Below are 14,643 nucleotides of genomic sequence, written 5' to 3'. Positions count from 1 at the left end.
CAATCTACATACCGTAAATTTCATACACCATCTGCGCAGTTTCATGCCCCATTTGGCTGGCGATAAATGCCGGTTCGCTCCTGCCGTCAACAGCCAGCAGGCAAAAGTATGTCGCGTATGGTACGGATTACGGCGACGAATGCCAGCACGTTTTAATAGAGATGGTACCTTCGGATATTGTCAACTGTATACATCATGCAGCCAGGCCCGTTAAGAAGTGACGGGCTCAACTGAAATTCAGGCGCTGCTGCGTCCTGATGATGGTACGTTTCAAGTAGTTCCGTGCGGTGAACCGGGACAGGTATAAAATGATATTCGGCACACCTTTTTGCTTTTTATTGGCGATATAAAATAACGTATCAGTATTTTATTATCTAATAAGATAGTGCAGAGTGTTTAATTATCGTTGGGTAAGATCGGTTTACCGTATACTATTTAAAATTTTCTTACCTATTCTGATGATCGTATTGAATTAAAAATAGCCTGTATCATATGTACAGTTCAGACAAATTATTTGCGATGAGAATTGCTACCTGATATCTACATCTTATGATGTATACCATAATTCTGGCTGGAGAACGTAATGCGTATAACAGTAAGTGATATATCAACCAGAGAATCACAGCAGACGGTACAGATACAAGCTATCAGAAGTTGGGATACCATACCGTACCTTTCAATGTTGGATGGACTTTATCAGGACGATATCTTTCATGAGCAAATATCTAATTTACCAGAAGAATATATTAAGCTGGATGAGATGGCCAAAGATGAAGAAAAGAACAGCTTAAATATTTATGAATTCTTCTTTGAGCCAACACATGAAATTATATGTGAAGAAATCCAATCAACATTGGATTTTTATTATTCAAATAGCGCAACCTTCCGTAGGCTGGTTAATTATAAAGTAGAGCGTAGTATCAATGACGATGTAGATACCAATAAATGCGAGTTAAAGATATCTCTAAATTACAGTTACAAAAATATTGATGGGAGGCGAGGATATTTATCGCTTCCATTTGATCAAAACGGCTATCCAATTTCCCCTGACTTTCACAACTGTGCAGATGGAATTACATCAGAAAAATTGTTGTTAGATTTATTTCTAAAATATATTTTGCACGATCATTTAAATGCAAACGGTGAAGTTACAAACGTTTACGCCAATGTTATTTATAAAGAGATTGATCCCGCTGCAATTGCACATACATCGTCGTGTTTTTCTCAGGTAACGATGAGTGGTGAACATGAGCTATTTAATGTGGATAGCGTAACTGTTCCACCTAAAAGTACTGAGCAAATTATATTTGAGGGAAAGGAAATTCAAAAGCAAATTTTCTTATCTTCTCATAGCAGCAATCATCTTCAGCCAGTAACCATTCATAAAATGGACAGGAGTATTAAAAATATTGCAGTAACTAGTTTGTTATTATCATCACGATTAGCAGTAACATCTGGTGATTATAGGATAAAAAATGGTAATTCAGAAGGTGAGAATAATTTTTTACCCGTTAAAGAATTACAGAGATATGAAAGGGCTCTCCCGGAGGATCATCCTGCCCCAACTACGGAGCCTAACCTGGCAGGTAAGGTGTTAGATGGCCTATTTGAACACTTTACATCTATGGCAGGGGGACGCCTTATCTCAATACTTAAACTACTGGTAAAAGAACAAGAGGCAAATAGTTATAAAAGAGGCTATCATGAATTACTTGCGTTTTCTCAAACTGGGCAGTGGACGCATGATGGAAGAGTTATTGCTGCTGAATATATGCTCAAAGGTCTTTTAGTTCATTTAAGTGATCGTCTCATCGTTCTCGGTGAGGGAAGTTTCGTTTCTTTTCTATCTTTTGTAAGAGAAAATATTCAACATCAATATAAAATATATGAACTAATGGCGCGTGATATGTTGGTTCATCCTATGCATTTCAGTACTGAGCCTGAACCACCCATGATAGACAGGCCTTTATGGACAAGGGAAAGCCATTATGCGAAAGTCCTGTATGAAAAGTTTCCTGCTATTTCTGGTTCAAGCTTTGACGTTTTCTATGGTAAGGATGCTATTATTACAGCATTAGAAATAGTATCTTTCAATAGACAAGAAAAAGGAAAGAGCGCTTTTAATAAAAAAAGGATGAATCATCTTTTTAAGCTGGTTCAATTAGTGATACACCATTTATCCAGCAATGGTGGTGATAGAGTATTGCTTAGCCCTGAAGGCATAAAAAATAATTTTATTATTATGCGTAATATTATTTTTTGGTGTGCAAAGATAACGGGGCCAGTTAATGATAAAAAAATAGACACAATAGCAAGAAAAATTGTGGTTAATAATAAATTTACCAAAGGTGTTAGATCAACACTTCCCAAAAGTAACGAGCCTTTAAAATTGTTAATGAAAGCCGCGATCAATAAGCAGCTAGACTGGGCGGAGAAATATTATCGAGCAGAGACTCATATGAAGGAACATATGCAGGAGTGTGATATCTTAGGACTCATGGATATCAACAAAATGGTGCAAGAGGCCGTTGTTGGGCTTATTCACGAGATCAGTGATATTGCGCAAAGCAGTTGGCTGACATTAGAAGAACAACATGAGAGACAGGCTCAGGCTCTCGAATCGTTCAAGGAGAAGCTTTCCTCCATGAATGGCGGGCAAGAATTCGTTTATGCATTTAATAAGATTATTCAGGAGGGGTTGGGAGGATTAATTGAGCTGAGTTTTGATCTTGATGATACTATACATCATCGCACAACTTCCTCATTAAGTCCGGCTGCAAGAGCAGGACTTCACCTCTTAGGAACGGTCTGGAATATTGTAATGGGGCTTATCCCTGGTTTTAACGCTCTGGCTGGTACCAGCAGTATTCTTAATCGGGCTGTTGTGGAAAACTCTGCGGATGTATGCGGTTACGTACAGGATATTATTCGTATCGGTATGGAGGCTGTTCCTGTTGCTGGAGCGAAGTTCACAGAAAGAGCGGCAAATGCAAAGTATACGGGTCTCCGATTTGTTGAAAATAAAATACAAAGAGGTGTGGTACGAGCGCCGATTCAAAAGGGGAGTAATTATAAAATTATAGAGTCAATAGAAAATACAGATTTTATTTATCAAAAAAGTAATCAGAAAGTTCTTGAGTTAGGTCCAGCGGGAAACGATGGGCTCTATCGCGCTACCGGTTTTGATAAACAAACGTATGGTTATTACAAACCGTCAGGAGAAGGCTTTTACAGAAAACAAGCCTCATATCCACCGCAGTCATCGGAAGCGCCTAATACGATAAAATATGGCGACAGAGAGCTCGTTTTAACTAAAGAACCAAATTCAGAAACGTATCAGGCAACCTATTCGGATAGCGGAAAAAATTCAGTCATGACATTTTACCGATCTTCTGATGGAAGATTTTATCAAGCGTCAGGGCTGAAAGGTGGGGGGCTTATTCGCCATATTGATAAGCCTTATTCAGAGTTAAGAGAAGGAGACGCGGGTTATGATGAAGAACTGCTGGATATAACGGATGATTCCCCCTTACTGGAAGATATACTGGCCTCCCTGTCAGAAGATTTATACCCTACATCAGAAGAAAATGTACAAAGTATTTATAAGAAATACCAGAGTGGGGATGCTGCAGCAGGGGAGACTGAAGTTGTATTATGCCGAGGTACAATAGGTCCGCAGGCTGAAAATATTGTTATTTTTAAAACAGCAGGCGGTATTGAGGGGGGCGATGTAGAGGTATTGCCTGTCTCTGCTGAAATAGCCAAAGAGCAGGTTCGAAGTGGAAGAATCGTACCTGAATATACCACCGATCTTAGTGTTGCCGACAGGTTCAGCAGGGAACATTATCTTATTATCGTTAGGGTAAAAGTCAAATATCTTACACGAGGTAGCGTCAGTGAAAGCGGCTGGGTTATGCCAAAAAACACACCAGTGGACCCTGTTGGTATAATTGATAGGACATATGGTAAAGCAGAAAATACGGGGCAGGCAAACGCTTCTAAGTAATCATAAATCCTGAACAAGTTTATTGTTTTTATCTCTTGTGTATAAAAGATTGCTTTTATACTTTAAATAATTCGAGTTGCAGGAAGGCGGCAAGCGAGCGGATCCCCAGGAGCTTACTCAAGTAAGTGACTGGGGTAAGGGAACGCAGCCGCAGCACATGCAACCTGAAGTAGGTTATGGCGAGATACGCAATGGTTCAAAAGCGTCTTTATTCTGTCATCCGTATTAATTAAGATGTCACCACGACCAGAAAAATATCGGAACGAAGAGATGTATGACTAAAGAAGCTGTAATCTTTCTATTTATCGCCATCGTGGTAGAAGTTATCGCCACGATCTCATTAAAATTATCGGATAGTTTTACGCGTCTGGTACCGAGCATCGTTACCATCATCGGATATTGTATCGCGTTCTGGTGCCTTACCATCCCAATGCGAACCATCCCTGCGGGTATCATTTATGCCATTTGGTCTGGGGTAGGGATTGTTCTTATTGGATTGATAGGATGGTTGTTTCTTGGCCAAAAACTGGATGTGCCGGCTATTATTGGCATGTTGCTTATCATCTGCGGCGTAATCGTAATCAATCTGTTTTCAAAAAGCGTCAGTCACTAGGCGATGATGATGGTTGATTTGAGCCCGCACTCTCTTATGCGGGCTCGGGTATTTAGCGCACCACCAGTACGGAGCATTCCGCATGACGCACAACGGCTGCGGCGTTGGAACCCAACAGATAGGTAGTAATATCCGGACGATGCGAGGCGATAATCACCATATCGGCCGGTAATTTTTTTGCCATTTCCAGAATCTTATCTTTAGGAGAGCCTTCTGCAACGTGCGCCTGCACGCGGTCCGCGGGAAGGTTGAATTTCTTGATAATCGCTTCCAGTTGAGATTTTGCTTCGGCTTTCAAATCGTCCATTGCGGGGAGCTCTGCTGAATAAGCCAGTCCCAGTGAAGCGTAATAGGGCAAAGACGGGATTACAGTCAAAAAGTGCACTTTAGCGTCGTCAATCTTTGCTTCGGCTTCAACATGTGAAATCACGCGTTGAGTTAATTCTGAATCTGAAATATCGATGGGTACAAGAATCGTTCTGTTCATAAAACCTCCTGTTTAAGTATCCACTGAAATTCTACTCCCTAAAGGCACTTTATGTACAATGACATACGTCACATTTTAGGTGCTGCTCCACGATACTCTGCGGGGACTACCAACAGGGGAGGACGGCGTAATATTAAGCGCATTCCCCGTAAATAATCAGCGAGTTGACGTTAAAACGTTATTTATGCCTTGTCAGGAAAGACCTAAAAAGAGATGTTACCGTTTAATTCAATAATTAATGAAATAATTCGCAGTGAAATAGATATAATTTATACGAATGCTTTTGGGGGTATTATACGAAATAAAAATTATACAATATCATTCGGTTACGATATTCTACGCCTGTTATATGCCTTTATTGTCACATATTCATTTTGTCGCTGGGCCATTGCGTTAACCTTTGCTTTCCAGCGTATAAATTGACAAGCCCGAACGAATGTTCGGGCTTTTTTTGTTTCCAGGTTAATCCTTAGAATATTTTTTAATCTGCGCCGGTTTTTTCCGCTTTTCCTGCCAGCAAGGCAAGAAAGTCATAGCGTTTTTGCAAATCCAATGCGGCATCTCGCCATAATTGTTCAGCTACTTCAGGCTGTTGCGCATTCAGGCGACGGAAACGCTGTTCATTAAGCAACGTTTCCGCCAGGGCATCAGACGGTGGCCGAGAGTCCAGCGCCAGCGGCGGCTTGCCTTCATCCGCACGGCGGGGATCAAAGCGGTATAACGGCCAGAAACCGGTCGCCGTTAACTGGCGCATCTGGTCATGGCTTAGCGCCAGATCGTAGCCATGTTCCTCACAGGGGCTATAGGCAATGATCAGCGACGGTCCTGGCCAGGCTTCGGCCTCCTGGATGGCTTTCACCGTCTGGTTTAACTGCGCGCCCAGCGAGATTTGCGCGACATAAACATGACCATACATCATCATGCTGACGCCAAGATCTTTACGGGCTTTACGCTTGCCATGTTCGCCAAATTTAGTGACGGCGCCAAGCGGCGTCGCCTTCGACGCCTGGCCGCCAGTATTGGAGTAACACTGCGTATCCAGAACCAGAATATTGACGTTCTCCGTCAGGCTTAACACATGGTCTAAACCGCCAAAGCCGATGTCGTATGCCCAACCATCGCCGCCAATCAGCCAGATTGATTTTTCTACCAGCGCATCAGCATCCTTTAACAGTTCCTCTGCGCCCGCAACCGATTTCAGATGTTGGCGTAATGCGGCGACCTGCTCACGCCGAACGTCAGGCGTTGCTTCGGCATGCAGCGCATCGTTTAATTCCGCCGGGATGCGATCGGCGAATTGCGCCAGTAAACGCATGACGCGCGCCCGGTGCTGATCCACGCTCAGACGGAAACCGAGGCCAAATTCCGCGTTATCTTCAAATAACGAATTCGCCCATGCCGGGCCGCGTCCGTTGGCATCGGTGGTATAAGGCGTTGAGGGTAAGTTACCGCCGTAAATAGAGGAACACCCCGTGGCGTTAGCGATTAACATTCTGTCGCCATATAACTGAGTCAGCAGTTTAATATACGGCGTTTCACCGCAGCCGGAACAGGCGCCGGAATATTCAAACAGCGGCGTAATAAGCTGCGATGTGCGGATATCAATTCGTTCCAGTTTGCTGCGATCGATTTCCGGTAAGTCGAGGAAAAAGTCATAATTCACTTTCTCTTCTTCCACATGCTCCAGGCGCGACATCATGTTAATCGCCTTGATCTGTGGATTTTGCCGATCTTTAGCCGGGCAGACCTCTACGCATAAATTACAGCCAGTACAGTCTTCCGGCGCGACCTGCAGCACATATTTCTGGCCGCGCATATCGCGGGACTTCACGTCCAGCGAATGCAGACTGGCTGGCGCGTTCTCCATCGCCTGCGGGGAAACGACTTTTGCACGAATCGCCGAGTGAGGGCAGGCGGCGACGCAGTGATTACATTGTGTACACAGTTCCTCTTTCCAGACAGGAATCTCTTCGGCGATATTGCGTTTTTCCCAGCGGGTGGTGCCCATTGGCCATGTTCCGTCCGGCGGCAGCGCGGAAACAGGCAGTGCGTCGCCGAGGCCCGCCAACATGGCGGCGGTAACGGTTTTCACGAAATCCGGCGCGGCGTCGGAGACGACCGGCGGGCGATGCGCGCTATGCGGATTAACCGCCTGCAACGGCACTTCCGCCAGCGATTCCTGCGCCAGAGCCAATGCCTGCCAGTTACGCTCAACCAGATCCTGTCCTTTGCTGCTATAGCTTTTGGCAATCGCGCCCTGCAGCTCAACCAGGGCGCTATCGCCCGGAAGAATATGCGTCAGGTGGAAGAAAGCCATTTGCATGACGGTATTGATGCGGGCGCCAAGTCCACATTCGCGGGCGATTTTCGCCGCGTTAACCACGTAAAAACGCGCCTTTTTCTGATTCAACACCGCCTGAACTTCTTGCGGCAGACGCGACCAGACCTCGTCGGCGCTGTACGGCGTATTAAGCAGAAATATACCGCCGGGCTTCAGACGCTCCGCCATCTGATATTTATCGATAAACTGTAATTGATGGCAGCCGACAAAATCCGCCTGAGCAATTAAGTAAGCGGAACGAATGGGTTTCTCGCTGACGCGCAGGTGCGATACCGTGAGCCCGCCAGCTTTTTTAGAGTCATAAACGAAATAACCTTGCGCATACCACGGTGTAGAATTACCGATAATTTTAATATTATTTTTCGTGGCGGATACGCTGCCGTCGCTTCCCAGACCGTAAAATAACGCTTCAAGTTTAGCGCTGCCGGGCAGGGTATTTTCCGGTAATGGCAGCGAGAGGTTAGTAACGTCATCATAAATGCCCACCGTAAACCGTGGCTTGGGTTTCGCATGGCTGAGTTCATTAAAGACCGCCAGTACGCACGCCGGGCCGAACTCTTTGGATGATAGCCCATAACGGCCGCCAATGGTGCGCGGCAACGTTTCGCGCTCGCCATTATTAAAGGCTTCCGCCAGTGCGGTCATCACGTCCAGATAAAGCGGCTCGGCCTGCGCGCCAGGCTCTTTGGTGCGATCCAGCACGGCGATAGCGCGAACGGTTCCCGGTAATGCCTGTAACAAATGTTTGGCGGAGAAGGGACGGAACAGACGGACTTTCAGAACGCCGACCTTTTCTCCGCGTATCAGTAGCTCGTCCACGACCTCTTCGCAGGTGCCGAGGGCGGAGCCCATCATAATGATGACGCGTTCAGCCTGGGGATGGCCATAATATTCAAATGGCTGGTACTGACGGCCCGTAGCGTCGCCAAATGCCTTCATCGCCTCTTCAACATGATCATAAACGGCGTTGTACCACGGATTGGTCGCTTCGCGAGACTGGAAGTAGGTGTCCGGATTCGCTGAAGTTCCACGAATCACCGGATGTTCCGGATTCAGCGCGCGGGCGCGGTGAGCGTCGATCTCCGCCTGCGGCATCAGGTTCAGAATGGTTTCATCCGTTAGCGGTATAATTTTGTTGATTTCATGCGATGTACGGAAGCCATCAAAAAAATGAATAAACGGAACGCGGCTTTTCAGCGTAGCCCTGTGCGCGATCAGCGCAAAATCCTGCGCTTCCTGAACGCTGGCGGCGCATAACATCGCGCAGCCTGTCTGGCGGACCGCCATCACATCGGAATGGTCGCCAAAAATAGAAAGCGCGTGTGTGGCGACAGTGCGCGCGGCAACGTGCAGTACAAACGGCGTGAGCTGCCCCGCCAGTTTATACAGCGTTGGAATCATCAGCAGCAGCCCCTGCGATGATGTAAATGACGTAGAAAGCGAACCGGTTTGTAACGCACCGTGAACGGCGGCGATCGCGCCGCCTTCCGACTGCATCTCTACCACGCGCGGCGTATCGCCCCAGACATTTTTAAGCCCATTACCGGCCCAGGCATCCGCTTGTTCAGCCATTGTTGAACTGGGCGTAATCGGGTAAATGGCGATAACCTCGCTGGTACGGAACGCCACCGACGCTACCGCGCCATTACCGTCAATTGTTTGCATATGACACCCTTACATTGCGCAAAAAAGAGGGACACGCATAATCGTGAGCGCATCCTGTAGTTATCCTTTTATTTTAGCAAAGCCCTTCAAGCCCCATTTTCGCTTTTGTGTCCCTGGCGGGAGGAGAATGACGATTTCTTGCCGAAAAGACGTAAAAAATTGCCAATAAATGTTAATGAAGCGCATAAATGCGCGCTTTGCCTCTCGACGCGTCAGTTTCTGCTGCCTATTATTTAGGGCGGTGTCGTTTGGATGAATAAACAGAGGGGAGAGAAATGCGCGCAGCGTTTTGGGTGGGATGTGCCGCGTTATTATTGTCGGCTTGCAGTAGCGAACCTGTTCAGCAGGCAACCGCGGCGCATGTTTCGCCAGGGATGAAAGCGGCGATGTCCAGCGCCGGCGAAGCGAATTGCGCTATGATTGGCGGTTCGCTTTCAGCGGCCCGGCAGCTTGATGGTTCAGTAATTGGTATGTGCGCGCTACCCAACGGCAAACGTTGTAGCGAACAGTCGCTTGCCGCCGGAAACTGCGGGAGTTACTAAGCGCGGCGTTTCGCCTGACGCGTATAACTTTTCACTTAATGGCTTAGTGCGCTAAATCCGCCAGTTTATACATTAGCGTTGTTTCTGCCGTCGCCAGCGTTAATTGGTTCGCAGTTAAATCGACCTGCGCGCCTTTGCTGAAGAGCTCGCTGAGGGTGCCGTCCAGCGCATTAAGCTGCGGATCGGCGCACATCATTCGGGTCATCGCTAAATTTTTCACTTTTAATTCGCCGTCCGACAGTTTTCCTTCGCCGGTGAATTGATTGCACATTTTGCCGGATACCGTCATGTCCTCGCCAAAGCTGAGCTCCGGGCCGGTGACCGTTTTACCGTTTACGCTTTCCAGAACAAAGCGGTGGTGCTCCAGTTGCTCGCGTTTGACGGACACTTTTCCACTGCTCACACACCCCGTCATTATGATGCTCAGGGCGACCAGCGTGACGATTTTCTTCATTGATATTCTCTGTAATCTGATAGTTAACACTGACTATAGTAATGATATGACCGGATAGATCTTCAGGGGTTATCCGAAAATGCTCCCCTGAGCGCAGGGGAGCGACAGGATTAGAACAGCGCGTTCGGGCAGGCTTCGCCCTTCTCAAGCTGGCTTAAGTTTTGTAACGTGGTTTCAGAGATGCTGATCAGCGCTTCTGCGGTCAGGAATGCCTGGTGCCCCGTAAACAGTACGTTATGGCAGGCCGACAGACGGCGGAAAACATCATCCTGGATAACATCGTTTGACTTATCTTCAAAGAACAGGTCGCGTTCGTTTTCATACACATCCATCCCCAGCGAGCCGATTTTCTGATTCTTCAGAGCTTCGATAGCCGCCTGGGAATCAATCAGCGCGCCACGACTGGTATTAATGACCATAACGCCATTTTTCATTTGGTCGAATGCCGCATGGTTCAGTAAATGGTAGTTTTCCGGCGTGAGCGGGCAGTGCAGGGAAATGACATCCGATTCGGCAAACAACGTTTGCAGATCCACATACTCGACGCCGAGATCAAGCGCGGCGGTGCTGGGATAGGGATCAAACGCCAGTAAACGCATTCCAAAGCCTTTCAGGATACGCAGCGCGGCGACGCCGATTTTACCGGTACCAATGACGCCAGCGGTTTTTCCGTGCATGGTAAAGCCGGTCAGTCCCTCAAGGGAAAAGTTAGCGTCGCGGGTGCGTTGATAAGCGCGGTGAATACGGCGGTTCAATGTCATCATCATGCCAATCGCATGTTCAGCGACGGCTTCCGGAGAATAAGCCGGCACGCGGACCACCTGCAAACCGAGCTCTTTAGCGGCATCCAGGTCGACATTATTAAATCCGGCGCAACGCAGCGCGATGTATTTCACGCCGTGTTTTTTCAGCTCTTCCAGTACCGGTCGGCTCCCGTCGTCATTCACGAAGATACAAACTGCTTCACATCCATTGGCGGTTTTCGCTGTTTTCTCGGTCAGCAGAAAATCAAAAAACTCCAGTTCAAAACCGAACGCTTCGTTCACTTGCTGTAGATATTTCTTGTCATACTGTTTGGTACTATAGACGGCGAGTTTCATATGACCTTCTCCAGTGATGTTAGAATCACACAAATATGCTTAAAATTATCTTACAAAAAATCAAAAATAATTGATAGTCATACATATAATGAATAATTTTAGGTTATCATTCTCCACAACGCCTCAAATAGCCGGAGGGCGCCCCTGCAACATGAACTATTAGGCTATGTACGGGCAATCATGCCAAAATAAAGAGATAGCCGACTGAATTTTTCGTTAAATCAGGAAATTAATGGCCCATGAAGGGTAAATATAAAGCCGCCCTTGCGCTACTGTTACTGCTGATTCTTGTCCCTCTGACGCTACTGATGACCCTCGGGCTGTGGGTTCCCACTCTGGCGGGAATTTGGCTACCCGTCGGTACCCGTATCGCTCTGGAACAAAGTCCACGCCTGACACGTCATGGGTTAGTGATTCCCGATCTTCGCTATCTGGTCAATGATTGTTCGTTAGCGCATATTACCCAGGCGGAACTGACGCATCCCAGCCGTTGGTTGCTGAATATTAAAAGCCTCAAACTGGATGCCGCGTGCCTGGCGAAACTGCCCGCTACGGAAGCTTCTCCCGCCGCGCCGCGTACGCTGGCGCAGTGGCAGTCAATGCTGCCCAATACCTGGATTAACATCGATAATGTTATTCTCGCGCCCTGGCCGGAATGGCAGGGCAAGCTGGCGATCTCCATGACGCCGATCATTCAGCAGATACGTTATCAGGGCGAAAAAGTAAAATTTCAAGGGCAGCTACGCGGTCAGGCATTGACGGTGAGCCAACTGGAGATCGCCGCGCTGGCCAACCAGCCTCCCGTTAGCCTGGCGGGGGAGTTTATGTTGCCGCTGGTACCGGATGGCCTGCCGGTCAGCGGTCATGCGGCAGCGACCTTGCGTCTGCCGCAGGAACCGTCGCTGGTGGATGCGGAACTGGAGTGGCGTGATAATGCCGGACAGCTCATCGTGATGGCGCGAGGTAATCCTGATCCGATTCTCGATCTCCCCTGGGCGGTAACGCGTCAGCGGCTTACCATCAGCGATGGCCGCTGGAACTGGCCATATCAGGGATTCCCCTTGAGCGGACGTCTGGCTTTTAATATCGATAACTGGCAAGCCGGACCAGATAATGCGCGAGTCAGCGGACGCCTGAATATTCTGACCCAGGGCGATGCCGGTAAAGCGAACGCGGTACTGACTATCGGCCCGGGAAAACTCAGCATGGATAGCAGTGAGATGCCTCTACAGCTTACCGGCGAGGCTAAACAGAAGGATTTAATCTTTTATGCCGTCTTGCCCGCTATGTTCCGCGGCAGTCTGGTCGATCCGCAGCTCACCTTTGCACCTGGCGCATTGCTACGCTCACGTGGGCGAGTGATTGATGCGTTAGATATTGATGAAATTCGTTGGCCGCTGGCGGGCGTTAAGGTGACGCCGCGCGGCGTTGATGGTCGATTACAGGCTATTTTACGGGCGCACGAAAATGAGATGGGCGATTTCGTTCTTCATCTTGATGGCCTGGCCAATGATTTTCTCCCTGATGCTGGTCGCTGGCGGTGGCGCTATTGGGGGCAAGGAAGCTTTACGCCAATGCGCGCCCGCTGGGATATTGCCGGACAGGGCGAATGGCATGATAACACCATCAGGTTGACCAGTTTGTCCACCGGTTTTGATCAGTTGCACTATGGCGCAATGACTGTCACATCGCCAAGACTGGCGCTGAATAAACCTATTGTCTGGGTTCGCGACGCCACAACGCCGTCGCTACAGGGCGCGCTGTCTCTGGAGGCGGGAAAAACCGTATTTACCAGCGGGAGCGTGCTGCCGCCTTCTACCATTAATTTTAGCGTTGAAGGGCGCGAGCCAACCCTGTTCCAGTTTAAAGGCGACCTTCGGGCGGGGGCGATAGGGCCGGTACGGCTGAATGGGCGCTGGGATGGCGAACGCCTTCGCGGACAGGCCTGGTGGCCGAAGCAGTCGCTTATCGTTTTCCAGCCGTTGCTTCCACCAGACTGGAAAATGACGCTGCGCGAAGGCTCACTGTATGCGCAGGTGGCTTTTTCCGCCGCACAGGGGCAGGGGTTTGAAGCGGGTGGACACGGCGTGTTAAAAGGCGGCAGTGCCTGGATGCCGGATAACAAAATCAACGGCGTCGATTTCATTCTGCCATTTCGCTTCCACAACGGCGCGTGGCAATTGGGGACGCGCGGGCCCGTCTCGCTGCGTATTGCCGGGATAGTTAACCAGGTCACGGCGAAAAATATCACCGCTGATTTACAGGGCGGTTATCCCTGGAGCGAGTCGAATCCATTACTGCTAAGCGATGTCAGCGTAGACGTGCTGGGCGGTCAAATCATTATGAAACAGTTGCGAATGCCGCAGCACGACCCGGCGCTTTTACGGGTGCAAAATATTTCATCCAGCGAATTGATTAGCGCCATAAATCCAAAGCAATTCGCCATGTCTGGTCCGGTTAGCGGCGCGCTGCCGCTGTGGCTGAACAATGAAAAATGGATAATCAAAGATGGCTGGCTTACGAATCCCGGGCCAATGACGTTGCGTATCGATAAAGATACTGCGGATGCGGTGGTGAAGGATAATGTCACGGCAGGCTCGGCGATCAACTGGCTACGTTATATGGAGATTACGCATTCGTGGACGAAAATTAACGTTGATAACCTGGGCGTACTAACGATGCAGGCGGCCATTACCGGCAAAAGCTGGGTAGATGGTAAAACCGCGATCGTTAACTTGAACTATACCCATGAAGAAAATGTGTTTACGCTGTGGCGCAGTTTGCGTTTTGGCGACAATTTACAGGCATGGCTTGAACAAAATACAGCGTTGCCGCAACCTCCTTGCCGGAAAGACAAGGACTGTGAGGATAAATAATGAAAATGAGTATTGCCATGCTGTCAGCGCTTGCGTCATTTATCGTGGTGGGCTGCACGCCACGTATTGAAGTCGCCGCGCCGGAACAGCCGATTACCATCAACATGAATGTAAAGATCGAGCATGAAATACATATCAAAGTCGATAAAGATGTTGAAGAACTCCTGAAATCACGCAGCGATCTATTCTGAGGCCATAATGAAAAAGTATTTAATGCTATGGGTGCTGACGCTGAGCTTGCTCACACCTTCTGTGTGGGCCTTAACCCTGGACGAAGCGCGCACGCAGGGCCGGGTCGGGGAAACGCTGAATGGCTATCTGGTGGCCTTAAAGAATGATGCCGAAACCCAGAAACTGGTGCTTGATATTAATCATGCCCGCCGCGCCAGTTATCAGCAGTTAGCGGATAGCAATCATCTTCCCGTGGACGAGGTGGCGAAGATGGCAGGGCAAAAACTGGTTGAGCGCGCCAGGCCGGGAGAATATGTCCAGGGAATTAATGGCAAATGGATGCGTAAATAACCGCTTCCCGACAATTTTTTTACCGCAAAATGCATTT

The 14,643-nt window shown here is 48.4% G+C and carries 11 protein-coding genes and 1 pseudogene; 6 read left to right on the top strand and 6 right to left on the bottom strand.

Annotated elements, in window-relative coordinates:
• Positions 1-4 precede the first annotated feature (4 nt).
• A pseudogene (locus ACLJQJ_RS07005) lies at positions 5-156 on the bottom strand (tyrosine-type recombinase/integrase); the annotation flags it as partial.
• Between the two features lie 427 nt (positions 157-583).
• Here ACLJQJ_RS07005 and ACLJQJ_RS07000 point away from each other — a divergent pair.
• Together ACLJQJ_RS07000 and ACLJQJ_RS06995 are read left to right on the top strand one after the other, a co-directional pair.
• Positions 584-4,006 carry a DUF4765 family protein gene (locus ACLJQJ_RS07000; protein ID WP_063814046.1) on the top strand — a complete coding sequence of 1,141 codons (3,423 nt, stop codon included), beginning with the start codon at positions 584-586 and terminating at the stop codon, positions 4,004-4,006.
• Positions 4,007-4,280: 274 nt separating this feature from the next.
• On the top strand, positions 4,281-4,619 hold the full coding sequence (locus tag ACLJQJ_RS06995; protein WP_000159237.1) for an SMR family transporter: 339 nt from the start codon (positions 4,281-4,283) through the stop codon (positions 4,617-4,619).
• A gap of 52 nt (positions 4,620-4,671) precedes the next feature.
• Here the strand turns inward: ACLJQJ_RS06995 and uspF are convergent, their stop codons facing one another.
• From uspF to ACLJQJ_RS06980, 3 genes are all read right to left on the bottom strand, one after another.
• Complete coding sequence (gene uspF / locus ACLJQJ_RS06990) at positions 4,672-5,106, bottom strand: universal stress protein UspF (protein ID WP_001082296.1); 435 nt, start codon at positions 5,104-5,106, stop codon at positions 4,672-4,674.
• 481 nt (positions 5,107-5,587) lie between these two features.
• A complete protein-coding gene (nifJ, locus tag ACLJQJ_RS06985; RefSeq protein ID WP_063809272.1) occupies positions 5,588-9,112 on the bottom strand; it encodes a pyruvate:ferredoxin (flavodoxin) oxidoreductase in 3,525 nt (1,174 codons plus the stop codon).
• Between the two features lie 60 nt (positions 9,113-9,172).
• The gene (locus tag ACLJQJ_RS06980; RefSeq protein WP_031602436.1) at positions 9,173-9,484 is read right to left on the bottom strand and encodes a hypothetical protein; all 312 of its coding nucleotides are present in this window, start codon (positions 9,482-9,484) and stop codon (positions 9,173-9,175) included.
• Between ACLJQJ_RS06980 and ACLJQJ_RS06975 the strand changes: the two genes are divergently transcribed.
• Positions 9,388-9,654: a DUF333 domain-containing protein gene (locus tag ACLJQJ_RS06975; protein ID WP_001200679.1), complete on the top strand. Its 267-nt coding sequence runs from the start codon at positions 9,388-9,390 to the stop codon at positions 9,652-9,654. The genes ACLJQJ_RS06980 and ACLJQJ_RS06975 overlap by 97 nt on opposite strands.
• A 43-nt stretch (positions 9,655-9,697) precedes the next feature.
• Here ACLJQJ_RS06975 and hslJ read toward each other — a convergent pair whose 3' ends face one another.
• Both hslJ and ldhA read right to left on the bottom strand, forming a co-directional pair.
• Positions 9,698-10,108 (bottom strand): heat shock protein HslJ, encoded by a 411-nt coding sequence (gene hslJ / locus ACLJQJ_RS06970; RefSeq protein WP_000725242.1) that lies wholly within the window; start codon positions 10,106-10,108, stop codon positions 9,698-9,700.
• Positions 10,109-10,218: 110 nt separating this feature from the next.
• On the bottom strand, positions 10,219-11,208 hold the full coding sequence (gene ldhA / locus ACLJQJ_RS06965; protein ID WP_000762206.1) for a D-lactate dehydrogenase: 990 nt from the start codon (positions 11,206-11,208) through the stop codon (positions 10,219-10,221).
• A gap of 239 nt (positions 11,209-11,447) precedes the next feature.
• Here ldhA and ACLJQJ_RS06960 point away from each other — a divergent pair, with 239 nt between their 5' ends.
• The 3 genes from ACLJQJ_RS06960 to ACLJQJ_RS06950 are packed head-to-tail and all read left to right on the top strand — an operon-like array spanning position 11,448 to position 14,606.
• The gene (locus ACLJQJ_RS06960; protein ID WP_063809271.1) at positions 11,448-14,084 is read left to right on the top strand and encodes a YdbH family protein; all 2,637 of its coding nucleotides are present in this window, start codon (positions 11,448-11,450) and stop codon (positions 14,082-14,084) included.
• The gene (locus ACLJQJ_RS06955) at positions 14,084-14,275 is read left to right on the top strand and encodes a YnbE family lipoprotein (protein ID WP_000784063.1); all 192 of its coding nucleotides are present in this window, start codon (positions 14,084-14,086) and stop codon (positions 14,273-14,275) included. Before ACLJQJ_RS06960 ends, ACLJQJ_RS06955 begins: the two co-directional genes overlap by 1 nt.
• Positions 14,276-14,282: 7 nt before the next feature.
• Complete coding sequence (locus tag ACLJQJ_RS06950; protein WP_000760414.1) at positions 14,283-14,606, top strand: YdbL family protein; 324 nt, start codon at positions 14,283-14,285, stop codon at positions 14,604-14,606.
• Positions 14,607-14,643: the final 37 nt, after the last annotated feature.

It is taken from the genome of Salmonella sp. SAL04202, from assembly GCF_046550775.1.
GTDB lineage: Bacteria > Pseudomonadota > Gammaproteobacteria > Enterobacterales > Enterobacteriaceae > Salmonella > Salmonella enterica.
Note: the sequence above shows the minus strand (reverse complement) of the source record. Positions and strands in the feature narration are given on the sequence as shown.

Bases quoted from the DNA above. Each gene is read 5' to 3' on its own strand.
- ACLJQJ_RS07000 (WP_063814046.1), top strand. From the start codon at position 584: ATGCGTATAACAGTAAGTGATATATCAACCAGAGAATCACAGCAGACG.
- uspF (WP_001082296.1), bottom strand. From the start codon at position 5,106: ATGAACAGAACGATTCTTGTACCCATCGATATTTCAGATTCAGAATTA.
- ACLJQJ_RS06950 (WP_000760414.1), top strand. From the start codon at position 14,283: ATGAAAAAGTATTTAATGCTATGGGTGCTGACGCTGAGCTTGCTCACA.
- hslJ (WP_000725242.1), bottom strand. From the start codon at position 10,108: ATGAAGAAAATCGTCACGCTGGTCGCCCTGAGCATCATAATGACGGGG.
- ACLJQJ_RS06975 (WP_001200679.1), top strand. From the start codon at position 9,388: ATGCGCGCAGCGTTTTGGGTGGGATGTGCCGCGTTATTATTGTCGGCT.
- ldhA (WP_000762206.1), bottom strand. From the start codon at position 11,208: ATGAAACTCGCCGTCTATAGTACCAAACAGTATGACAAGAAATATCTA.
- ACLJQJ_RS06960 (WP_063809271.1), top strand. From the start codon at position 11,448: ATGAAGGGTAAATATAAAGCCGCCCTTGCGCTACTGTTACTGCTGATT.
- ACLJQJ_RS06995 (WP_000159237.1), top strand. From the start codon at position 4,281: ATGACTAAAGAAGCTGTAATCTTTCTATTTATCGCCATCGTGGTAGAA.
- nifJ (WP_063809272.1), bottom strand. From the start codon at position 9,112: ATGCAAACAATTGACGGTAATGGCGCGGTAGCGTCGGTGGCGTTCCGT.
- ACLJQJ_RS06955 (WP_000784063.1), top strand. From the start codon at position 14,084: ATGAAAATGAGTATTGCCATGCTGTCAGCGCTTGCGTCATTTATCGTG.